This is a genomic window from Modestobacter roseus (assembly GCF_007994135.1).
Taxonomy (GTDB): Bacteria; Actinomycetota; Actinomycetes; order Mycobacteriales; family Geodermatophilaceae; genus Modestobacter; species Modestobacter roseus.
Map to the genome: position 1 here is coordinate 2,735,036 of NZ_VLKF01000001.1, position 20,517 is coordinate 2,755,552.

20 protein-coding genes and 2 tRNA genes are annotated in these 20,517 nt (G+C 75.0%); 9 read left to right on the forward strand and 13 right to left on the reverse strand.

Features of this window, described 5'->3' with window-relative positions; translation table 11 throughout:
• Positions 1-60: 60 nt before the first annotated feature.
• Together aroA and rsgA are read left to right on the forward strand one after the other, a co-directional pair.
• Entirely contained in the window at positions 61-1,341 is a 1,281-nt protein-coding gene (aroA, locus tag JD78_RS12945; protein ID WP_153361576.1) for a 3-phosphoshikimate 1-carboxyvinyltransferase, read from the forward strand.
• Between the two features lie 8 nt (positions 1,342-1,349).
• On the forward strand, positions 1,350-2,345 hold the full coding sequence (gene rsgA, locus JD78_RS12950) for a ribosome small subunit-dependent GTPase A (protein WP_153361582.1): 996 nt from the start codon (positions 1,350-1,352) through the stop codon (positions 2,343-2,345).
• A 62-nt stretch (positions 2,346-2,407) separates the two neighbouring features.
• Here rsgA and JD78_RS12955 read toward each other — a convergent pair whose 3' ends face one another.
• The gene (locus tag JD78_RS12955; protein WP_153361575.1) at positions 2,408-3,139 is read right to left on the reverse strand and encodes a Type 1 glutamine amidotransferase-like domain-containing protein; all 732 of its coding nucleotides are present in this window, start codon (positions 3,137-3,139) and stop codon (positions 2,408-2,410) included.
• Positions 3,140-3,167: 28 nt separating this feature from the next.
• Complete coding sequence (locus JD78_RS12960; RefSeq protein ID WP_153361574.1) at positions 3,168-3,716, reverse strand: DUF2087 domain-containing protein; 549 nt, start codon at positions 3,714-3,716, stop codon at positions 3,168-3,170.
• 66 nt (positions 3,717-3,782) lie between these two features.
• Here JD78_RS12960 and JD78_RS12965 point away from each other — a divergent pair, with 66 nt between their 5' ends.
• Entirely contained in the window at positions 3,783-3,968 is a 186-nt protein-coding gene (locus tag JD78_RS12965; RefSeq protein WP_153361573.1) for a DUF2795 domain-containing protein, read from the forward strand.
• 54 nt (positions 3,969-4,022) lie between these two features.
• On the forward strand, positions 4,023-4,820 hold the full coding sequence (gene hisN, locus JD78_RS12970; protein ID WP_153361572.1) for a histidinol-phosphatase: 798 nt from the start codon (positions 4,023-4,025) through the stop codon (positions 4,818-4,820).
• A gap of 52 nt (positions 4,821-4,872) precedes the next feature.
• Here the strand turns inward: hisN and JD78_RS12975 are convergent, their stop codons facing one another.
• The 3 genes from JD78_RS12975 to JD78_RS12985 all read right to left on the reverse strand — a co-directional run bounded on the left by JD78_RS12975 (position 4,873) and on the right by JD78_RS12985 (position 7,313).
• Positions 4,873-5,061 carry a hypothetical protein gene (locus tag JD78_RS12975; protein WP_153361571.1) on the reverse strand — a complete coding sequence of 63 codons (189 nt, stop codon included), beginning with the start codon at positions 5,059-5,061 and terminating at the stop codon, positions 4,873-4,875.
• A 97-nt stretch (positions 5,062-5,158) separates the two neighbouring features.
• Positions 5,159-6,562 (reverse strand): FGGY family carbohydrate kinase, encoded by a 1,404-nt coding sequence (locus JD78_RS12980; protein WP_153361570.1) that lies wholly within the window; start codon positions 6,560-6,562, stop codon positions 5,159-5,161.
• Positions 6,563-6,611: 49 nt separating this feature from the next.
• Positions 6,612-7,313 (reverse strand): GAF and ANTAR domain-containing protein, encoded by a 702-nt coding sequence (locus JD78_RS12985; RefSeq protein WP_153361569.1) that lies wholly within the window; start codon positions 7,311-7,313, stop codon positions 6,612-6,614.
• Between the two features lie 134 nt (positions 7,314-7,447).
• Here JD78_RS12985 and JD78_RS12990 point away from each other — a divergent pair, with 134 nt between their 5' ends.
• The 3 genes from JD78_RS12990 to JD78_RS13000 all read left to right on the forward strand — a co-directional run bounded on the left by JD78_RS12990 (position 7,448) and on the right by JD78_RS13000 (position 11,271).
• The gene (locus tag JD78_RS12990; protein ID WP_208104095.1) at positions 7,448-8,662 is read left to right on the forward strand and encodes a GNAT family N-acetyltransferase; all 1,215 of its coding nucleotides are present in this window, start codon (positions 7,448-7,450) and stop codon (positions 8,660-8,662) included.
• A 72-nt stretch (positions 8,663-8,734) separates the two neighbouring features.
• Positions 8,735-10,135, forward strand: coding sequence for a cystathionine beta-synthase (locus JD78_RS12995; RefSeq protein ID WP_153361567.1), 1,401 nt, complete (start codon positions 8,735-8,737; stop codon positions 10,133-10,135).
• Positions 10,132-11,271: a cystathionine gamma-synthase gene (locus JD78_RS13000; protein ID WP_153361566.1), complete on the forward strand. Its 1,140-nt coding sequence runs from the start codon at positions 10,132-10,134 to the stop codon at positions 11,269-11,271. The genes JD78_RS12995 and JD78_RS13000 overlap by 4 nt, the downstream gene beginning before the upstream one ends.
• Before the next feature lie 81 nt (positions 11,272-11,352).
• On the opposite strand, the gene map is transcribed toward JD78_RS13000, so the two are convergent.
• Complete coding sequence (gene map, locus JD78_RS13005) at positions 11,353-12,123, reverse strand: type I methionyl aminopeptidase (protein ID WP_153361565.1); 771 nt, start codon at positions 12,121-12,123, stop codon at positions 11,353-11,355.
• Positions 12,124-12,194: 71 nt separating this feature from the next.
• Between map and JD78_RS13010 the strand changes: the two genes are divergently transcribed.
• Complete coding sequence (locus tag JD78_RS13010; protein ID WP_153361564.1) at positions 12,195-12,464, forward strand: helix-turn-helix domain-containing protein; 270 nt, start codon at positions 12,195-12,197, stop codon at positions 12,462-12,464.
• A 21-nt stretch (positions 12,465-12,485) separates the two neighbouring features.
• On the forward strand, positions 12,486-13,361 hold the full coding sequence (locus JD78_RS13015; protein ID WP_153361563.1) for a glycosyltransferase family 2 protein: 876 nt from the start codon (positions 12,486-12,488) through the stop codon (positions 13,359-13,361).
• Here JD78_RS13015 and JD78_RS13020 read toward each other — a convergent pair.
• The 7 genes from JD78_RS13020 to JD78_RS13050 form a co-directional block, all read right to left on the reverse strand.
• Positions 13,339-14,208: a polysaccharide pyruvyl transferase family protein gene (locus JD78_RS13020; protein ID WP_153361562.1), complete on the reverse strand. Its 870-nt coding sequence runs from the start codon at positions 14,206-14,208 to the stop codon at positions 13,339-13,341. The genes JD78_RS13015 and JD78_RS13020 overlap by 23 nt on opposite strands.
• 42 nt (positions 14,209-14,250) lie before the next feature.
• Positions 14,251-14,538: a GNAT family N-acetyltransferase gene (locus JD78_RS13025; protein ID WP_153361561.1), complete on the reverse strand. Its 288-nt coding sequence runs from the start codon at positions 14,536-14,538 to the stop codon at positions 14,251-14,253.
• A 51-nt stretch (positions 14,539-14,589) separates the two neighbouring features.
• Positions 14,590-15,750: a galactokinase gene (galK, locus tag JD78_RS13030; protein ID WP_208104096.1), complete on the reverse strand. Its 1,161-nt coding sequence runs from the start codon at positions 15,748-15,750 to the stop codon at positions 14,590-14,592.
• Positions 15,747-16,838: a galactose-1-phosphate uridylyltransferase gene (gene galT, locus JD78_RS13035; protein ID WP_228395301.1), complete on the reverse strand. Its 1,092-nt coding sequence runs from the start codon at positions 16,836-16,838 to the stop codon at positions 15,747-15,749. The genes galK and galT overlap by 4 nt, the downstream gene beginning before the upstream one ends.
• Positions 16,839-16,989: 151 nt before the next feature.
• Positions 16,990-17,066, reverse strand: a tRNA-Met gene (locus JD78_RS13040).
• Between the two features lie 191 nt (positions 17,067-17,257).
• Positions 17,258-17,331 (reverse strand) — tRNA-Met (locus JD78_RS13045).
• A gap of 86 nt (positions 17,332-17,417) precedes the next feature.
• Positions 17,418-20,402, reverse strand: coding sequence for a UPF0182 family membrane protein (locus JD78_RS13050; protein WP_228395304.1), 2,985 nt, complete (start codon positions 20,400-20,402; stop codon positions 17,418-17,420).
• Between the last annotated feature and the right edge of the window lie 115 nt (positions 20,403-20,517).

Below are 20,517 nucleotides of genomic sequence, written 5' to 3' on the forward strand. Positions count from 1 at the left end.
TGACGGCCGCAGCGCGCCGTCACCCCGGCCCCCCGGCGGGGACAGGGCAGGATGAGCGGCATGGCCGAGGTCTGGACGACGCCGCACCGCACCGCCCCCGTCGACGCGGTGGTCGCGCTGCCCGGGTCGAAGTCGCTCACCGCCCGCGCGCTGGTGCTGGCCGCGCTGGCCGACGGGCCCAGCCGGCTGGTCCGCCCGCTGCGGGCCCGGGACACCGACCTGATGGCCGCCGGGCTGCGCGCGCTGGGCACCGGGATCGAGCAGGACGGGGACGACTGGCTGGTCACCCCCGGCGAGCTGCGCGGTCCCGCCGACGTCGACGCCGGCCTGGCCGGCACCGTGCTGCGCTTCCTGCCGCCGGTCGCCGCGCTGGCCACCGGTCCGGTGCGGCTGGACGGCGACCCGCGGCTGCACGAGCGCCCCAACGCCGGGCTGATCGCCGGGCTGCGCGACCTCGGCGTCCGGATCGACGACGGCGGCCGGGGCCGGGCCCCGTTCACCGTGCACGGCACCGGCGCGGTCCGCGGCGGTGCGGTGACCGTCGACGCCAGCGAGTCCAGCCAGGTGGTCTCCGGGCTGCTGCTGGCCGCCGCCCGCTACGACGCCGGGATCGACCTGACGGTCGCCGGCTCGCTGCCCTCGATGCCGCACGTGGAGATGACCGTGCGCACGCTGGCCGAGCACGGCGTCGACGTCGCCGCGACCGAGCGGGGGTGGCGGGTCTCCCCCTCGCCGATCGCCGCCGTCGACCGGGTGGTCGAGCCGGACCTGTCGAATGCCGCCCCCTTCCTCGCGGCGGCGCTGGTCACCGCCGGGCGGGTCACCGTGCGCGACTGGCCGGCCGAGACCACCCAGCCCGGCGCCCAGCTGGACCGGCTCCTCACCGCGATGGGCGCCGAGGTGCGGGCGACCCCGGCCGGGCTGCAGGTCACCGGGGGCGGCCGGATCGCGCCGCTGGAGGCCGACCTGGGCGCCGTCGGCGAGCTGACCCCGGTGCTCGCGGCGCTGTGCGCGCTGGCCGACGGGCCGTCCCGGCTGACCGGCATCGCGCACCTGAGAGGGCACGAGACCGACCGGCTGCAGGCCCTGGACGAGGTGCTGACCGCCGTCGGCGCCCGGGTCGAGCAGCTGCCCGGCGGCCTGGTGATCATCCCGGGCCCCGGCCGGGCCGCGCAGCTGGACTCCTACGCCGACCACCGCATGGTGCACGCGGCGGCGGTGCTGGGCCTGGCGGTCGATGGCATCGAGGTCACCGACCCGGGCGCGGTCAGCAAGACGCTGCCGGACTACCTGGACCGGTGGGCCGCGCTGGTCGACCAGCCGGCGGAGGTGGGCCGTTGAGCCGGCGGATGGACAGCCGGTCCGACGAGGACGACGTCCGGGTCCGGCCGACCCGGCACGGCTCCCGCCCGCGCACCCGCACCCGGCCGGCGCACGACGACGCCGTCCCCGGGATGGTCATCGCCGTCGACCGCGGCCGGATGCAGGTGCGGGTCGAGGGCCCGGACGGCGCCCCGGTCGACGTGACCGCGATGCGCGCGCGGGAGCTCGGCAAGCACGGTGTGGTCGTGGGCGACCGGGTGCGGATCGTCGGCGACACCTCCGGCCGGACGGACACCCTGGCCCGGATCGTGGTGATCGAGGACCGGGCGACGTCGCTGCGCCGCACCGCCGACGACACCGACCCGACCGAGCGGATCGTGGTGGCCAACGCCGAGCTGCTGGTCGTCGTCACCTCGGTGACCGACCCCGAGCCGGCGCTGGGCTTCCTGGACCGCTGCCTCGTCGCCGCCTACGCCGGCGGGCTGGCCCCCCTGCTGTGCCTGACCAAGACCGACCTGGCCAGCCCGCAGCCGCTGCTGGACCGGTACGCCGGGCTGGAGGTCGAGGCGGTGCCGATGTCGCGCGAGGCGTCGCTGGCGGAGCTGCTCGAGCGGCTGACCGGGCGGATGAGCGTGCTGGTCGGCCAGTCCGGGGTCGGCAAGTCGACCCTGGTCAACCGGCTGGTGCCGGACGCCTTCCGGGCCACCGGCGACGTCAGCAAGATCGGCAAGGGCCGGCACACGTCGTCCTCGGCGGTGCTCCTGGACCTCCCCGGTGGCGGCACCGTCATCGACACCCCGGGCATCCGGTCGCTGGGGCTGGCCCACGTCACCGCCCAGGACGTGCTGGCCGCCTTCGACGACCTCGCCGAGGCCGCCGTCGACTGCCCGCCCGGCTGCGGGCACACCGCCGAGGACCCGGAGTGCGCGCTCGACGCGTGGGCCGCCGACGGGCCGCCCGCCCGCGCCGAGCGGCTGGGCAGCTTCCGCCGGCTGATCACCGCCGTCGGCCACGTGACGTGACGAAGGACCCCGCTGCCCCCCCGACGCTCGCAAGCTCGCGACGGGCCCCTGCAGCGGAGCCGTCAGATCGGGCGCGTCGGCAGCGCGCGCTCGGACCAGCCGCCGGTGCCGTCGGGGCGCACGTGCCACGCCTGGGCCCCGGGCCGGACGGTGACCGCCTCGGCGAGCGCCGCGCCGATGTAGTGCAGACCGACGCCGTCCTCGGTCGCGTACCCCCCGGGCAGTTCGCCCTGCGCCACCGACCGGCGGTAGGCGTCCCGGCGAGGGAGCTCCCCGTCGGCGTCGTGCACGTTGTTGCTGAACGGCAGCAGGCCCAACCCCTCGGTCAGCGGCGCGAGCCGGTCACCGAGGGCGTCGGTGGGGCCGCCCACGTGCCAGCACTGGCTGCCTGCGCCGGTGCCGGCCAGCACGATCCCGGCCTCCCAGCACTCGCGCAGCACGGCGGGCAGGTCGTGCGCGCGCCAGACGGCCAGCAGGTTGACCAGGCTGCCGCCCTCGACGAGCACGACGTCCTGGGTGAGCAGGTGGCGGCGCGCGTCGGGCTCGCTCGGCCGCGGGAACAGCCGCAGCGTGCTGAGCGTGACGTCGCCCCGGTTGCCGAAGACCCGGTCGTAGACCGAGACCGCGGTCGGGTCGTCGCCCACGGCCGTCGGGACGTAGCAGACCCGCACCGGCCCCTCGGCGGTACGCCGGTCCCGGCCCAGGCGGAGCACGTGCTCGATGAGCGGCTGGTTGCCGCGCTCGCCCGGCCGGGGCGCGAGCACCCCGGAGAAGGCGAAGACCTGCCGTTGCACGCTGCTCCCCTCGTCCGGCCGACGCCGGTCAGTCGTCGACGCCGTGCACGTAGCCCCCGCTGCGCCAGTAGACCCCGGCGCCGTCGCGCGAGAGCAGCCCCTCGTCGACCAGGTACCGGCGGAGCGCGGCCACGTCGGGGTGCCAGGCTGCCAGGAGGGCGTTCACCTCGCGCTCCGGGTACCGCACGCCGGCGTCGAAGACGTGCACCAGGTGCGCCAGCACCACCCGCCGTTTGCCCTGCTGCGCGGGGATCCCGGTCAGCCGGCCGTCGCGCACGAAGGCCTGCAGCACGGCGTCCTCCGCGGGGTCCGCGGACAGCGGCTCGGGGGCCGGTTCGCGCGCGGCGGCGGCCCGGGCGGCGCTGCCGAAGCGGTCCTCGTGCAGCGTGAGCCGGTGACCGTCGCGGCCGACGAGGCCGCCGCGGGCCAGTCGGCGGGCGGCCAGCGCGACCTCCTGGAGGGAGAGTCCCGCGACCTCGGCGACCTGCTCGATCGTGCCGGCACCGAGCGCGAGCGCGGCCACCACCTTCAGCCGGACCGGATCGGCCAGCAGCCCGACGATCGTCCGCGCCTCCACTCCCCGACCGTAACCGGGCCGCCGGCCCGGGCATCGTCGCGCGGGTCCCGGGGTAGCCGACCGGCCATGGTGAGCCCGATCGACATCCAGAAGGCCCTCGGCGGCATCGACTACCCGGCGACGAAGGAGGACGCGGTCTCGCACGCGGAGTCCAACGGCGGCAGCGACGAGGTGCTCGACGCGCTGCGCGGCATGGGCGACGGCGAGTACGACACCCCCGCGGCGGTGGAGAAGGCGGTTTTCAACAGCTGAGGAACCCCCGCCGGTCCCGGCCCCTCGGGGCCGGGACCAGTAGGTTCCGGTGTCATGACACCGGGGATGCGCGGCTACACCGAGGACATGCGCCTGGCGCACGTCCTCGCCGACCAGGCCGACGCGATCAGCCTCGACCGGTTCCGGGCGCAGGACCTGCGGGTGGAGACCAAGCCCGACCTCACCCCCGTCACCGACGCCGACCGGGCGGTCGAGGAGCAGCTGCGGGCCACCCTCTCCCGGGCCCGGACGCGGGACGCCGTCCTCGGCGAGGAGTTCGGCAGCACCGGACGGGGTGACCGGCGCTGGGTGATCGACCCCATCGACGGCACGAAGAACTTCGTCCGCGGCGTGCCGGTGTGGGCGACCCTCATCGCCCTGCTGGAGGGCGAGGTCCCGGTCGTCGGGCTGGTCTCCGCGCCGGCGCTGAACCGGCGCTGGTGGGCCGCCGCCGACGTCGGCGCCTGGACCGGCCGCCGGCTGGAGAGCGCGACCCGCTGCACCGTCTCCCAGGTGGCCAGCCTGGCCGACGCCAGCCTCTCCTACTCCAGCCTCTCCGGCTGGGAGGAGCAGGGCCGTCTCGAGCCGTTCCTGGACCTGACCCGATCGGTGTGGCGGACCCGCGCCTACGGGGACTTCTGGAGCTACATGATGGTCGCCGAGGGCGCCGTGGACGTGGCCTGCGAACCCGAGGTCTCGCTCTGGGACCTGGCCGCGCTCGACGTCATCGTGCGGGAGGCCGGCGGCAGCTTCAGCGACCTCGAGGGCGCCGCGGGCCCGGCGGGCGGCAGCGCGGTCGCCAGCAACGGCGTGCTGCACGCCGACGTGCTGACCGCGCTCGCCTCCCGCTGAGCGCTCGTCCCCGCACGGCGCTCGCCCCCCGCGAGGGACGAGCGCCGACCGGTCAGCGGGCCGGGCCGGTGCCCCTGGAGCCGCCGCGACCGCCCTGGATGCGGCGGCGCACGTCGTCGATCTTGGCCCGGTTCTTCGGGTCGCTCGCGAACTGCTGGGCCTTCTCCGTCGCCTGACGGATCACCTGCTTGCCCTTCGGGCTGTTCGCGAACTGCATCACCTTGGTCATGATCGACGCCATCGCGCGTCACCCCTCTCGTCGACGGGGAGCCGCGGCCGGCTCCCTCTCCCGGCCAACGGTGCCCCGGCGAGGGCGGTTCCAGTCCTGGACGACGAGGTCAGCCGATGGCGGCGGTCCAGCGGTCCCGGGCGGCCCGCAGCTCCGGCACCGGCCGCGGCCGCACCACCGGCCCGTGCGCCCGCTGCGGGGTGACCGGCACGCCGACGCCGTGCGCGGCGAGCACCGCGGCGCCGGCGGCCGACGCGCTGCGCACCTGCACGTGCTGCACGGGCCGGCCCAGCACGTCGGCGAGCAGCTGCTGGAGCCCGGGGTCTCGTCCGCCACCGCCGGTGAGCACCACCGGGACCCCGTCGTCCGGCGGAGCGGGCAGCAGGTCCAGCGCGGCCCCGACGGCGAAGGCGACGCCCTCGAGCGCGGCACGGGCCAGGTCGGCCCGGCTGGTGTCCGCCGACAGCCCGGTCCAGCCGCCGCGCGCCGCCGGACCGGCCACCCCGCCGCGTTCCCCGGTGAGGAAGGGGGCGAAGACGACCCCACCGGCGCCCGGCGGTGCGGCGTGCAGGCAACCGGCGAGGGTCGCCCAGTCCAGGCCCAGCACCTGCTGCACCCAGGCCCAGGCGGTTCCCGCGTTCTGCAGCGCGGCCATCGCGTACCAGCCGTCGTCGGCGTCGGCGAAGCAGTGCACGACCGGATCGGCCACCGGCCGCGGCCGCACACCGGGCCGCAGCACCTGGGCGCCCGACCCGAGGTTCACCTGCACGCCGTCGGCGGTGCCCGCGGCCAGCAGCGCCAGCGGGGTGTCGGCCCCGCCGACGACGACCGGCACCTCACCCACCGGCAGGGACGCCGTCCCGAGCACCTCGGCGCCGGGGCGGACGGCGGGCAGCAGCCGGGCGGGCAGGCCGGCGGCGGCCACCGCGGCGGTCGACCAGCGCTCCCCGGGGACGTCCCACAGCAGGGTGGCCGACGCATCGCTCCGGTCGGTGACCGCCGGGTCGGTGCCGGGCAGCAGCGCGGCGCGCAGGGCGTCCTTGGGCAGCAGCGCCGCCGCGGCCCGGTCCAGCAGGTCGGGGTGGGCGCCGGACAGCCAGGCCAGCAACGGCCCGGTCATGCCCGGGACGAGCGGGTTGGCCAGCGCCGCCCGGTCGGCGTCGGGCAGCGCCCGCCACCGGTCGAGCTCCGCCACAGCGCGCTGGTCGGGCCAGAGCAGGGCGGGCGTCAGCGCGTCGCCGGCGCCGTCGACCAGCACCACGCCGTGCATCTGTCCGGAGAGTCCGAGGGCGGCCACCGGACGACCCGCGAGCCGGCCGGCGAGGGTGGCCAGCACGTCGTCGAGCGCGTGGCGCCACACCGCGACCTCGGTCTGCGCCCAGCCCGGCTGCGGCCGGTCGACGGCGTAACCGGCCTCCTCCTCGGCGACGACCCTCCCCGCCAGGTCCAGCGCGGCGACCTTCCACCCACTGGTGCCGAGGTCCGCGCCGACGACGACGGGGTCGCTGCTCACCGCCGCATCCTGACCGCCCGCGGACCGGCCGCGCCAGCCCGGGCCGAGCTCAGCGGGCGGTGAGCTCGCCGGTCGCCACCAGCTCGTCGGCGATCTCGCGCAGCTTCACGTTGCGCTGCTGGGAGGCGTGCGTCAGCACGGTGAACGCCTGCTCGGCGGTGATCTTGTGCCGCTCCATCAGGATGCCCTTGGCTTGCTCGATGACCGCGCGGGTGGCCATCGCCCGGCGCATGTTCGCCGCGTCCTCCACCGCGCGGGAGGCCGCCTCGGCGTTGCCCACGACGACGGCGACGAAGGCGGCGACCTCCTCGGCGAGCGCGACGTCGGCCTCGCCGAAGCCATCCACCCGGGTCGAGTAGACGTTGAGCCCGCCGATCGTGGCGCCCTGGAAGGGCAGCGGGGTGGACAGCGAGCTGCGCACCCCCCGCTCGACCGCGTGCCGGCCGTAGTCCGGCCAGCGGTCGTCGGTGGTCATGTCCGCCACCAGGAACGTCTCGCCGGCCCGTGCGGCGTCCATGCAGGGGCCGTACCCCCGCTGGTACTGCAGCTCGTCGGCGTCCATCGCCAGCTGCCCGTCGAAGGCGGCGGTGAACGACCGCTCGCCGCGGATCAGGGTGACCGAGGTGGCCTCGGCGCCCGGGATGGCCCGGCGGGCGATGCGCACGACCTCGTCGAGCACCTCCGGCAGCTCGCGCCCGGCGAGCACCACCCGGGCCAGGGCCGCGTGCAGCGTGGACGAGGCCTCGCTCATCGGGCGGACTCCCTCCGTCGACGGTCCCCGCTCGTGGACGACCCCCGCCGAGTGGCGCACCCGGCGGGATGAGAGTAGTGCCCTCCTGCAGGAAGTCGGTTGCCGTGCCCGGACCGCAGCGGCAGGGTGCCCCCGTGCCCGAGGCCGTCCACCCCCTGCCCGGCGGGCTGGTGCTGCGCCCGTGCCGCCCCGCCGACCTCGACCAGGTGGGTGCCCTCCTGGCCGCCCGCGGCGAGGAGACCGACGCGGAGGACCAGCGGCTGGTCGCGGACGACCCGGACCTCGGCCCCGCGGCGACCGCGGTCGTCGCCGACGGCGACCGGGTGGTCTCCACCGCGACGCTGCTGGCCGAGACCGTCCGCCTGGACGACGTCGTCCTGCCCGCCGGCCAGGTCGAGCTGGTGGCGACCGACCCCGGCTACGAGGGCCGCGGGCTGGTGCGCGCGCTGATGGCCTGGGCGCACGCCCGGTCGGCCGCGCGCGGCGACCTGGTGCAGGTCATGATCGGGATCCCCTACTTCTACCGGTTGTTCGGCTACGAGTACGCCGTCGACATCGCCCCGGCCCGGCCACTGGTCGACGTCCCCGCAGCGGCCCCCGGGCTGCGCCCCGCCACCCCCGCCGACCTGCCCGACCTGGCCGCCCTGCAGGCGTCGGCGCAGCAACGGGCCGACGTCGCCGTGCCGCACCCCGCCGCGCGACTGCGGTGGCTGGTGGCGCACGCGGCCAGCACCACGTGGGTGGCCGAGCGGGACGGCGGGGTGGTGGCCTCGGCCCGCAGCCGTGCGGACGACGGCGCGGTGCTGCTCGCCGAACCGACCGCGGTCGACGACCGGGCCACCGACCAGCTGCTGGCCGGTGTCGTCGCGCTGGCCGCCGGCCGCGCGGTGCGGGTGACCGACCGCCCCGCGAGCCTGCCCGGGCAGGCCTGGGCGCGCCGGCTCGGGCCGGGCAGCGAGCTGGCCGAGCAGTACTACCTGCGCGTCCCCGACCCCGGGGCCCTGCTGGAGGCGATCCGCCCGGTGCTCGGCCGCCGGCTCGCCGGGTCCGGCGTCGACCCGGGCGGGACCGACGTCGTCGTCTCCACCTACGGCGCCAGCTGGCGGCTGCCGGTCACCGACGACGGGCTGGGCGCGGTGGTGCCCGGCGGGCGCCTGCAGGCCCCGGAGGCCCGTGGTGGCGCCGGCGTCGCCCCGGACCAGCTCGGCGCCCTGCTGTTCGGCCCGCACGGCATGCACGGGCTGGCCCGGCGGCGGCCCGACGTGTACCCCGGCCGCCGCCGTGAGCTGTACGAGGCGCTCTTCCCCCCGCTCTCCGCCGACGTCCTCACGTACTACCTGCCGTACTGACCCGGGTCTGATGGGATGGGCGGACCGCCGGGGGCGTGATCCGTCCCCGTCCCGAGCGCCGCAGGAGACCCCGTGCAGTACGCCCAGTCCGTCGTCGAGCTGATCGGCGGCACCCCGCTGGTCCGCCTCAACAAGGTGACCGAGCACCTGGGGCCCGACGCCCCGCTGGTGCTCGCCAAGGTCGAGTACGTCAACCCCGGCGGCTCGGTGAAGGACCGGATCGCGCTGCGCATGATCGAGGAGGCGGAGGCCTCCGGCGCCCTGCGTCCCGGGGGCACCATCATCGAGCCGACCAGCGGCAACACCGGCATCGGGCTGGCCCTGGTCGGCCAGCAGCGCGGGTACCGGTGCGTCTTCGTCTGCCCGGACAAGGTCAGCCAGGAGAAGATCAACGTGCTGCGCGCCTACGGCGCGGAGGTGCACGTCTGCCCCACCGCCGTCGACCCCGCCGACCCGCGCTCCTACTACTCGGTCTCCGACCGCCTGGCGAAGGAGATCCCCGGCGGCTGGAAGCCGGACCAGTACGCCAACCCGGCCAACCCGCGCTCGCACTACGAGACCACCGGCCCGGAGATCTGGAGCCAGACCGACGGGCGGGTCACCCACTTCGTCACCGGGGCCGGCACCGGCGGCACCATCTCCGGCGTCGGCCGGTACCTCAAGGAGGCCTCCGGCGGCCGGGTGCAGGTGGTCGGCGCCGACCCCGAGGGCTCGGTCTACTCCGGCGGCACCGGCCGGCCCTACCTGGTCGAGGGCGTCGGCGAGGACTTCTGGCCGGAGGCCTACGACCGGACCATCGCCGACGAGATCGTCGCCGTCTCCGACGGCGACTCCTTCGCGATGACCCGGCGGCTGGCCCGCGAGGAGGGGCTGCTGGTCGGCGGCTCGTGCGGCATGGCCGTGGTCGCCGCGCTGCGGGTGGCCGAGCGGCTGGGCAAGGACGACGTCCTGGTCGTGCTGCTGCCCGACGGCGGCCGCGGCTACCTGAACAAGATCTTCAACGACGAGTGGATGGCCGACTACGGCTTCCTGGACGCCGGGGGCGGCGAGACCGTCGGCGAGCTGCTCGACGCCAAGTCCGGGAGCACGACCCCCACGCTGGTGCACACCCACCCGAACGAGACCGTCCGCGACGCGATCGACATCCTGCGCGAGTACGGCGTCAGCCAGCTGCCCGTGGTCCGCGCCGAGCCGCCGGTCACCGCCGGCGAGGTGGTCGGGTCGGTCGCGGAGAAGGCGCTGCTGGACGCGCTGTTCACCGGCCGGGCCACGCTGGCCGACCCGGTCGAGCGGCACATGTCCGCACCGCTGCCGATCATCGGCTCGGGCGAGCCGGTCTCGGCCGCGGTCGGCGCCCTCGGCGACGCCGACGCGCTGCTCGTGCACGTCGACGGCAAGCCCGCCGGCGTCGTCACCCGGCAGGACGTGCTGGGTCACCTGGTCGGCATCCCGGCTCCTACGGTGGAGCCATGACCGGCTTCGACACCCGCGCCATCCACGCCGGGCAGGACCCCGACCCGGCGACCGGCGCGGTCATCCCGCCGCTGCACCTGACGACCACCTACAAGCAGGACGGCGTCGGCGGCCTGCGCGGCGGGTACGAGTACAGCCGCAGCGGCAACCCGACCCGGGACACCCTGCAGACGGCGCTGGCCTCCCTGGAGCAGGGCACCCGCGCGATGACGTTCGCCTCGGGCCTCGCGGCCGAGGACGTCCTGCTGCGCACCGTCTGCCGGCCCGGCGACCGGATCGTGCTGGGCGGCGACGCCTACGGCGGCACGTACCGGCTCATCTCCAAGGTCCAGGAGCCCTGGGGCGTCGGGCACCTCCCCGTCGACCTGAACGACCTGGACGCCGTCCGGGAGGCGGTCGCGCCGGAGACCACCCGGGTGCTGTGGTGCGAGACGCCCAGCAACCCGCTGCTCAACGTCTCCGACATCGCGGTGCTCGCCGAGATCGCGCACGCCGCGGGGACACTGCTGGTCGTCGACAACACCTTCGCCAGCCCCTACCTGCAGCAGCCGCTGACGCTGGGCGCCGACGTCGTCGTCCACTCGACGACGAAGTACCTGGGCGGGCACTCCGACGTCGTCGGTGGCGCGCTGGTGGTCGCCGACGCCGAGCTCGGCGAGCGGCTGGCGTACCTGCAGAACGCCGCCGGAGCGGTCAACGGCCCGTTCGACGCGTGGCTGCTGCTGCGCAGCCTGAAGACCCTCGGCGTGCGGATGGACCGGCACAGCGCCAACGCCGGCCGGATCGCCGAGTGGCTGCTGGAGCACCCGGCCGTGGGCGACGTGCTCTACCCGGGGCTGCCGCAGCACCGCAACCACGAGATCGCCGCGAAGCAGATGTCCGGCTTCGGCGGGATGGTGTCGTTCCGGCTCAGGGCGGGCGAGGAGGCGGCGCTGCGCGTGTGCGAGCGCGCGCAGCTGTTCACCCTGGCCGAGTCGCTCGGCGGGGTGGAGTCACTGATCGAGCACCCGCACCGGATGACCCACGCCAGCGCCGCCGGCTCCCCGCTGGAGGTGCCGGCCGACCTCGTCCGCCTGTCGGTGGGCATCGAGGACGTCGACGACCTGCTGGCCGACCTGGACCAGGCGCTGGGCTGATCCACCGGCGTGTCACTGCCTTTGTGCACCCCTCGTCGGTTCCCGCGGCGGGAACCGACGAGGGGTGCACAACGGCGAGCGTCAGCGGGGGGCGGTGAGGATGCGCGGGCCGTCGTCGGTGACCGCGACGGTGTGCTCGACGTGCGCGGCCCGGCTGCCGTCCGCGCTGCGCAGGGTCCAGCCGTCGGCGTCGACCCGGTAGTCGTCGCTGCCCCCGGCCAGGAACCACGGCTCGATGGCGATCACCAGCCCGGCGCGCAGCTTCAGGCCGCGACCGGCGCGGCCCTCGTTGGGCACGGACGGCGCCTCGTGCATCGAGCGGCCCACCCCGTGCCCGCCCTGGTCGGTGTTGATGCCGCACCCGCCGGCCCGGCCGACCTCGGCGATGGCGGCCGAGATGTCGCCGATCCTGTTGCCGACCACCGCCGCAGCGATCCCCGCGGCCAGCGCCCGCTCGGTGGTCTCCACCAGCTGGAGGTCCTCCGGCCGCGGGGTGCCGATCGGGTAGGTGCGGGCTGCGTCGCCCACCCAGCCGTCCAGGGTGGCGCCGGCGTCGACGCTGAGCAGGTCGCCGTCCTCGAGCTCCTGGGCGGTGGGGATGCCGTGCAGCGCCACGTCGTTCACCGACAGGCACAGCACCCCGGGGAACGGCGGCGTGCTGCGCAGCGGCGCGTAGCCCAGGAACGGGGAGGTGGCCCCGGCGTCGGCGAGGACCTGCCGGGCGACGGCGTCCAGCTCGGTCAGCCGGACCCCGGGTGCGGCCAGCGCGTGCACCGCGGCGTGCATGTCGGCGACCACCGCACCGGCGGCGCGCATGGCGTCGATCTCCCCGGGTGTGCGCAGCTCGATCATCTGAAGTCCTTCCGGGATTGGTATCCCGGTATCAGTACCACGTGCTCCCGATCCGTCCTACTGTCACGGCCATGGTCCGACCGCCGCTGAGCCCCGAGGAGCGCGACCGCGGTCGCCGGCTGGGCGCGCTGCTGCGCGCGGCGCGCGGGGACCGCCCGCCGTCCGACGTCGCCGCCGCGTCCGGGGTGAGCCTGGAGGCGCTCCGCAAGATCGAGTCCGGCCGGGTGCCGACGCCGGCGTTCTTCACCGTCGCCGCCCTCGCCGGCGCCCTCGACCTGCCGCTGGACCAGCTCGTGGCCGCCCTGCACACCCCGGTGACGGAGGCCACGCTCATCGCCTGAGCGCTCGGGTAGGGCTGGGCGGTGCCCCGCGTCAGCGTCGTGATCGCCACCCGCGACCGGAGGGAGTCGCTGCTCCGGTCGCTCGCCCACCTCGACGACGGCCGACAGCCGATCGTGGTCGTCGACAACGCCTCGTCCGACGGCACGACAGCCGCCGTACGGGCCGCCCATCCCCGGGTCGACGTCCTCGAGCTGCCGGAGAACGCCGGCGCGGTCGCCCGCACCGAGGGCGTCCGGCGCGCGACGACCCGCTACGTGGCCTTCGCCGACGACGACTCGTGGTGGGACCTCGGCGCGCTGGACCGGGCCGCCGAGCTGCTCGACGCCCATCCGCGGGTCGCGGTCCTGGTCGGCCGGGTGCGCCTGGCGGCGGACCGCGTCGACGACCGGGTGTCGGTCAAGCACCGGGCCGCGCTGCTGGGCCGCTCCCCCGGGGCGCCCGGCCCGGACGTCCTCAGCTTCCCGGCCTTCGCCGCCGTGGTGCGCCGGGACGCCTACCTGGCCGTCGGGGGCTTCTCCCCGCTCCTGTTCTTCGGCGGCGAGGAGCACCTGCTCGCCCTCGACCTGGCCGCCGCCGGCTGGCAGCTCGCCTACGCCGACGACGTCGTCACCTGGCACGACCCGGCGGGGCCGGGCATCCCGAGCCCGGCCCGGTGGGCGCTGCAGACCCGCAACGACGTGCTGATCGACTGGCTGCGCCGCCCGCTGCCGGTGGCGCTCGCCGCGACCGCGCGACTGGCCCGCGGCTGCTCGCGCGACCCGGCCGCGCGCACGGCCCTGGCCGGCGTGCTGCGGCGACTGCCCACCGCCCTGCGTCAGCGCCGGCCGGTACCCGCGGAGCTGGAACGACGGTTCGCCACGGCCCAGCGCCCGCTCAGCCCTGCAGCTGGCGGGTGAACCAGTCGCGGGCCGCGGCGTTGCCCTCGGCGCCGCGCCGCTGCGCGGTGGCGATCTCCTCGGTCAGCGTGCCCGACAGGGCGTGCTCGAGGGCGGCGTCCAGCGTGACCGGGTCGATCTCGCCGGCCCGCAGCACCACCGGCCAGCCGAGCGACGCCGCCTGGGCACTCACCTTCGCGCCGCCGACGATCGAGTCGCAGGCGATGACCGGCGTGCCGTGCGCGAGCCCCAGGACCAGCGCGTGCAGCCGCATGCTGAGCACCACGTCGGCCCGCCGGATCAGCGCCTCGACCTGGGAGGGGAACCGCTCGTGCGGCTTCTCGAACAGGTCCATGGTCAGCTCGAACCACGGGATCGCCCGGGCGCCGAGCCAGCCCTCGATCGCCGCCCGCACCTCCCCGGCCCGGCTGCGGTCGCCGTACTCCTCCTGCGGCGGGGCGAAGGCGACGGCCAGCACCGGGACGTCCGGCGTCGACGTGCCGATGGCCAGGTCGGGCCGGGAGATGCCCGGGGCGTCCCGCTCCCAGACCTGGTCGAACAGCGCGCGCCCGGCGTCGGAGACCACCGAGACGTTCACCGCCCAGCGCTGGGCGTGCGCGAAGGCGTCGGTGAGCTCGCGGAGCAGTGGCGTGTCCGACACCGGGCCGCTGACGAACACCAGGTGGGTGTACTGCGCCGGGTCGACGTCGCGCCAGTGCGGGCCGCGCTGCAGGTAGGGCGCCCAGGCGACGTCGTGGTCGACCCCGAGCTCGCGGAGCCAGCCGGTGACGACGTCGGCCCCCAGCTCGTCACCGATGGTCGCGATGACCTCGTCGAAACTGAACCACCCGGCGACCAGGACGCGCATGCCCCCACCCTCTCAGGCGGGCCGTCGCGCGGTTGCAGGCGGTCAGCTCTCGGCGGCGACCAGGTCCCGGTACTCCGGGTGACGCTCGATCCAGCCGCGCACGAAGGAGCACATCGGCACGACCGTCTCCCCCTTGCTGCGGACGTCGTCCAGCGCGGCCCGGACGAGCCGGCCGCCCAGCCCGGAGTGCTCCTCGCCGCTGTCGACCTCGGTGTGGGTGAACACCACCTGGTTGCCGCGGCGCTGGTACGCGGCCTGGCCGAGCAGGCGGTCGCCGTCGCGGATCTCGTAGCGGCTGTCCTCGGGGGCGTCGGTGACGGTCGTCTCCATGTCCGGGCCCAACCCCGTGGGCCGGGGTGCTGTTCCCCGGCCCGCGGGGGCTCAGGACAGCCGGCGCGCCGCCGGGCCGGAGGTCACGGTGAGCGTGCCGGGCTCGGTGAGGCCACGCTCCCGGCAGGCGGCGACGACGGCGTCGCTGATCGCCTGCGCGTCGCCGGGGCGGATCAGCGCGATCGCCGAGCCGCCGAACCCGCCGCCGACCATGCGTGCACCCAGCGCACCCGCCTTGCGGGCCGCCTCGACGACGAGGTCGAGCTCGGTGGCCGAGACCTCGTAGTCGTCGCGCAGCGAGACGTGCGAGGCGTCCAGCAGCGGCCCGATCTCGGCCACCCGACCGGCCCGGACCAGCTCGACCACCCGGTCGACCCGCTGGTTCTCCCCCACCACGTGCCGGGTGCGGGCCCGCAGCCGCTCGTCGGTCAGCCGGTCGACGTCGGCCTCGGTGGCGTCCGACAGCCACTCCAGCCCCAGCTGCCGGGCCGCCTCGTCGCAGTCGGCCCGCCGCTTCGCGTACTGGCCGTCGGCGAGGGAGTGGGTCACCCGGGTGTCGATGACCATCAGCTCGAGCCCCGCCTCCTCGAGTCCCAGCTGCACCGGCTCGGTGCGGAAGTCGCGGGTGTGGATGAGCAGCGCCGAGCCCTCCTCGGCCAGCAGCGCGACGGTCTGGTCCATGCCCCCCGTGCCGGCGCCGACGACCTCGTTCTCGGCGCGGATCGCGGCCTGGACGAGCAGGTGCCGCAGCTCGGGCGAGTCGGCGCGACCGGCCAGCTCGGCCGCGGCGATCGCCACCGTCGCCTCCAGCGACGCCGAGCTGGACAGCCCCGCGCCCAGCGGCACGTCGCTGCTGACCGCCAGGTCCAGGCCGGGGACCTCCACGCCGGCTTGCTGCAGCGCCCACAGGGTGCCCGCGGCGTAGCCGGCCCAGCCGGAGACCTGGCCGGGGCCCAGCGCGTCGAGGGACCCCTCGAACACCGGCGCTTCCGGGTCGGTGCTCGCCAGCCGGACGACGTCGTCGTCCCGGCGGCGCACCGCCGCCGCGGTGACCCGGGTCAGCGCCATCGGCAGGCAGCGGCCGCCGTTGTAGTCGACGTGCTCACCGATCAGGTTCACCCGGCCGGGCGCGGCCCAGACGCCGTCGGGCTCGACGCCGAAGGCCTCCTGGAGCGCCTGCGCGGCGAGGTCGGCCTGGTCCTGTCCGCTCACGACGCCACCTCGCGCAGCCGGTCGGCGATCCGTTCCGGCGTGGTGTCGTTGATCCAGGCGCCCATCCCCGACTCCGAGCCGGCCAGGTACTTGAGCTTGCCCGGCGCCCGCAGCAGGGAGAACAACTGCAGGTGCAGCCGGCCCAGCTCGCGGTCCGCGCCGGTGGGCGCCTGGTGCCAGCCGGCGATGTAGGGCACCCGGTCGACCCCGGGGTGGAACCGGTCGACCCGCCGCAGCAGCTCCTGGTAGACCACGGCCAGCTCGGCCTTCTCGGCGTCGTCCAGCGCGGCCAGGTCGGGGACGTCGCGGTGCGGGGCCAGGTGCACCTCCACCGGCCAGCGCGCCGCCCGGGGCACGTAGGCGGTCCAGTGCTCACCTGCCAGCACGACCCGCCGGCCCGCGGCCTGCTCGGCGCGCAGCACGTCGGCCAGCAGGTGGCCGCCGGTGGCCTCCCGGTGCCGGCGGGCCTGCTCGACCAGCTGGCCGGCGCGCGGCGGCAGGAAGGGGTAGGCGTAGATCTGGCCGTGCGGGTGGGTCAGCGTGACGCCGATCTCCTGACCCCGGTTCTCGAAGACGAAGACCTGCGCGATCCGCGGATCCGCCGAGTGGGCCGCGGTCCGCTGCGCCCATGCCTCCACCACCGTGCGCATGCGCTGGGCCGGCAGGTCGACCACCGACGCCTCGTGGTCGCTGGAGAAGACCACGACGTCGCAGTGCCCGTAGGCGGGGCCGTCGGCCGGGCCGAACGGCGGCGCCTCGACCCCGGACTCCACGGCCACCGGGGCGAAGCTGGGGAACTGGTTGGCGAAGACGACGACGTCGTAGTCGCTGTCGGGCACCTCGCTGGGGTGCGCGGGGTCCCGGGTGGGGTCCAGCGGGCAGTCCGCGGCCGCCGGCAGGAAGGTGCGGTTCATCCGGTGCCCGGCGATCGTCACCCACTCCCCGGTGAGGACGTCGTAGCGCACCTCACCGGCGCGCGGCAGGCCGTCCAGGGGCCGCTGGTCGACGGCCTCGTGCACGGGCCCGGCCCGGCGCGCGTCGTCGAAGTAGAGGATCGGGCGACCGTCGGCGAGGGTCCGCTCGGTCACCTGCCCGGTCCAGCCCTGCGGCGCCCCTGCAGACCCCGGTGCCATCGACTGCGTCCTCTCCGTCCCGGGCGGCCGGAGCCCGGGGAACCGGGTCGGCACCACCACACAGACCGGAGGCCCGGTCACCAGAACGGTGACCGGGCCTCCGGGTTGGTAGCGGGGACAGGATTTGAACCTGTGACCTCTGGGTTATGAGCCCAGCGAGCTACCGAGCTGCTCCACCCCGCGTCGGTGAGATCAGGTTACCCCACCTCACGACCTGATGCGAACCGGGGGGTCCACGGGCTACCCCACCCCCGGAGCCCGACGCCGCCGGGGAGCAGTGCGGCCCGGTCGTGACGCCGGCAGCCCGGAGGTGCAGCAGGACCGGACATGACGGAGGGCCGGTCACCGTGACGGTGACCGGCCCTCCGGACGAGTAGCGGGGGCAGGATTTGAACCTGCGACCTCTGGGTTATGAGCCCAGCGAGCTACCGAGCTGCTCCACCCCGCGTCGGTGAGACAACAGTACAACAGGCCCACCCGGCCCTGCAGAGGGGGGCTGCGCGGCGCCCCGGGAGGCGCCGCGCAGCCCGTCCGTCAGTCGGCCGGAGCGGCCGAGCCGGCTGCCTGGGCCGCCTGGTAGGCGTCCACCGCAGCCTGCAGATCGGCCTGCGCCTGCCCGATCGCCGCGAAGTCGGCGTTCCGCTGCGCATCGGCCAGCGCGTCCAGTGCGGCGTCGATGTCGGCGAGGGCCGCCTCGAGGGTCGGCGACCCGCTGCCACCATCGGCCGGCGGCGGGCTGGTGCCCGGGTCCGCCGGCTGCTCCGGTGCGGGGGTCTCCCCGGGAGCGACGTCGCTGTCCGGGGCCGCCTCCCCCGCACCCTCGCCGAACACCTGGGTCAGCGCCTCGGCCAGGGTGTTCGCGTAGCCGATCTTGTCCTGGTAGTTCACCAGCACCTTCTGCAGCAGCGGGAACCCACCGGCTCCGGTGCCCTGCACGTACAGCGGCTCGATGTAGACCAGTCCGGCGTTGCCGATCGGCAGCGTCAGCAGGTTGCCGAACACCGGTTCGGAGTTGTCGCTGTCGAACAGGGTCAGGTCCGGTCGCACCTGGTTGTTCGACTCGAACGCGTTCTGCACCTGCAGCGGACCGCGGTAGGGCGTGTTGCCCGGCAGCCGCAGCACCTGGATCTCCCCGTAGGTCTCCGGCGCGGACGAGGCCGAGATGAACGCCGACAGGTTGTCGCGGTTGTAGGCGTTCAGCGCGCTGGTCAGCTGGAAGCTGGCCTCCTCGTCACCGGGCCGCTGGGCCACGATGTAGTACGGCGGCTGCGGGTCGGTGCTCTCCGGCTGCTGCGTCGGGTCGACCGGCACCTGCCAGCGGTCGTTCTGGTTGTAGAAGTCGACCGGGTTGGCGACGTGGTACCGGGTCAGCACGTCCCGCTGGAGCTTGAAGAGGTCCTCCGGGTAGCGGACGTGGCTGATCAGCTCCTCGGACATGTCGCTCTCCGGGCGCACGATCCCCGGGAACGCCTTCATGTAGGTCTGCAGGACCGGGTCCATCCGGTCCTCCTGGTCCCAGGCGTAGAGCGTGACCGTGCCGTCGTAGGCGTCGACCGTCGCCTTGACCGAGTTGCGGATGTAGTTGAACTGCTGGTCGGGCAGGGCCGTCGTGCCGACCCCGGTCAGGGCGTCGGTGGCGGCCTCGCCCAGCGACATCTGCTCGGCGTAGGGGTAGGCGTCCGACGTCGTGTAGCCGTCGAGGATCCACTGCACCCGCCCGTCGATCACCGCGGGGTACGGGTCGCCGTCCACGGTCAGGAAGGGCGCGGCCTTCTCCACCCGCTCCAGCGGGTCGCGGACGTAGAGCACCTTCGACTGGTCGTTGACCGCGTCGGAGAGCAGGAAGTTCCGCTCCCGGTAGAAGATCGCGAAGGTCAGCTGGCGGAAGAAGCTGCCGATCGAGACCCCGCCCTCGCCGTCGTAGGTGGAGTTGATCTGCCGGTCGCCGGACCCACCCTCGGGCAGGTCGAACTCGCGCGGCTCGTCGTTGCCACCCACCACCGAGTAGACGTCCTGGCCGTTGACGTTCATCAGCTCGCCGTAGTAGATGCGGGCCTGGTCGACGTCGATGTCGCCGGTGGTCGGCAGGTTGCCGGTGGTGAAGTCCGGCTCGCCACCCTCCTGGCCGGCGACGACCTCGTTGGCCGGGGCCGCGACGAAGCCGTTCCCGTGCGTGTAGACGGTGTGCCGGTTGATCCAGCTGCTCTGGTTCTCGCTCAGCCCCGACTGGTCCAGCTCGCGGACGGCGACCACGTAGTCCTGCAGCTCGCCGTCGACGGTGTACCGGTCGATGTCCAGCTTGTCCGGGAACCCGTACACGTTGCGGATCTGCTGGCGCGCGGTGAACGTCGCCGAGAGGACGTTCGGGTCCAGCAACCGGGCGTTGGAGATCGTCGGGGAGTCGGCGAGCTCGGCCAGCGCCGCCTCGGTGTCGGCGTTGTCGGAGAGGTCGGCCTCGCCGGCCTCGCCACCGGTGGTCTGGTTCTGCGCGTAGGGGACGTACTCGATCTCGTCCAGACCGTAGGCGTCCAGCGTGGAGCCGATGGCCCGCTCGATGTACTCCTGCTCGCGCTGGTCGGCCGAGGGGCGGACGAGGAACTGCTGCACGCCCGCCGGGTAGGCCACCCCGGTGACCAGGCTGGCCACCAGCAGCACACCGAGCGCACCGGCCGGGAGCAGGGTGTTGCGGACGAAGACGTTGGCGAAGAAGGCCAGCGCGCAGAAGGCCGCCACGAACACGAGGATGTTCTTCGCCGGGAGCAGTGCGTTCACGTCGGTGTACGAGGCACCGGTGAACACGTCGCCGCGGTTGGAGTAGACCAGCCCGTAGCGGTCCAGCCAGTAGCCGACCGCCTTCAGCGCGACGAACACCCCGACCAGCACCGACAGCTGCACGCGGGCGGCGCCGCTGAGCTTCTGCCCCGGCGTCTGCAGCCGCAGGCCCCCGAAGACGTAGTGGGTCAGCACCGAGCCGATCAGCGCCAGCAGCACGATCGCGAAGGCGAAGCCCAGCGCGAGCCGGTAGAAGGGGTAGTCGAAGACGAAGAACGAGATGTCCAGGCCGAACTGGGGGTCGACCCGGCCGAAGTCGGTCGCGTTGCGGAACTCCAGCCAGGTGCGCCAGCTGCCCTGGGCGGTGAAGCCGGCGAACAGGCCCAGCACCACGGCGAGCGCGGTCAGCAGCGTCTTGCGACGCGGCTCGATCGACTGCCGGTAGCGCTCGAGGTTCTGCTGCTCCAGCGACATCGGCCGGAAGGTCGGCCGGAAGCGGTAGGCCAGGTGCACGGCCAGCGCCACCAGACCGCCGGTGGCCACGCCGGTCACCGCGAACAGCAGTGCGCGGGTCTGGACCTCGGTCCAGAAGACCTCGGTGAAGTCGGTCTCGTCGAACCAGAGGTAGTCGACGTAGACGTTGGTCAGGGTGCCGATGACGGTGAACAGCACCAGCAGGACGGCGACAGCGCCGATGACCAGCTTGGCGCGCCGGGACAGCGTCGGCACCGGCACGGGGGGCCGCATGGCCACGGTCGGTCTCCTGTCTGTTGCGCGGTTCTCGAAGAGCGGTGTTCGGGGGGACGAGGTCGTCGGGAGGTCCCGGCGGGGCCGGCGCGTCGCCGGTCACCCGGGTCCGACC

What these genes read in the sequence shown, in the direction of transcription:
- aroA (WP_153361576.1), top strand. Translation starts at nt 61, where the DNA reads ATGGCCGAGGTCTGGACGACGCCGCACCGCACCGCCCCCGTCGACGCG.
- rsgA (WP_153361582.1), top strand. Translation starts at nt 1,350, where the DNA reads ATGGACAGCCGGTCCGACGAGGACGACGTCCGGGTCCGGCCGACCCGG.
- JD78_RS12965 (WP_153361573.1), top strand. Translation starts at nt 3,783, where the DNA reads ATGGTGAGCCCGATCGACATCCAGAAGGCCCTCGGCGGCATCGACTAC.
- hisN (WP_153361572.1), top strand. Translation starts at nt 4,023, where the DNA reads ATGACACCGGGGATGCGCGGCTACACCGAGGACATGCGCCTGGCGCAC.
- JD78_RS12975 (WP_153361571.1), bottom strand. Translation starts at nt 5,061, where the DNA reads ATGGCGTCGATCATGACCAAGGTGATGCAGTTCGCGAACAGCCCGAAG.
- JD78_RS12985 (WP_153361569.1), bottom strand. Translation starts at nt 7,313, where the DNA reads ATGAGCGAGGCCTCGTCCACGCTGCACGCGGCCCTGGCCCGGGTGGTG.
- JD78_RS13000 (WP_153361566.1), top strand. Translation starts at nt 10,132, where the DNA reads ATGACCGGCTTCGACACCCGCGCCATCCACGCCGGGCAGGACCCCGAC.
- map (WP_153361565.1), bottom strand. Translation starts at nt 12,123, where the DNA reads ATGATCGAGCTGCGCACACCCGGGGAGATCGACGCCATGCGCGCCGCC.
- JD78_RS13010 (WP_153361564.1), top strand. Translation starts at nt 12,195, where the DNA reads ATGGTCCGACCGCCGCTGAGCCCCGAGGAGCGCGACCGCGGTCGCCGG.
- JD78_RS13020 (WP_153361562.1), bottom strand. Translation starts at nt 14,208, where the DNA reads ATGCGCGTCCTGGTCGCCGGGTGGTTCAGTTTCGACGAGGTCATCGCG.
- JD78_RS13025 (WP_153361561.1), bottom strand. Translation starts at nt 14,538, where the DNA reads ATGGAGACGACCGTCACCGACGCCCCCGAGGACAGCCGCTACGAGATC.
- JD78_RS13050 (WP_228395304.1), bottom strand. Translation starts at nt 20,402, where the DNA reads ATGCGGCCCCCCGTGCCGGTGCCGACGCTGTCCCGGCGCGCCAAGCTG.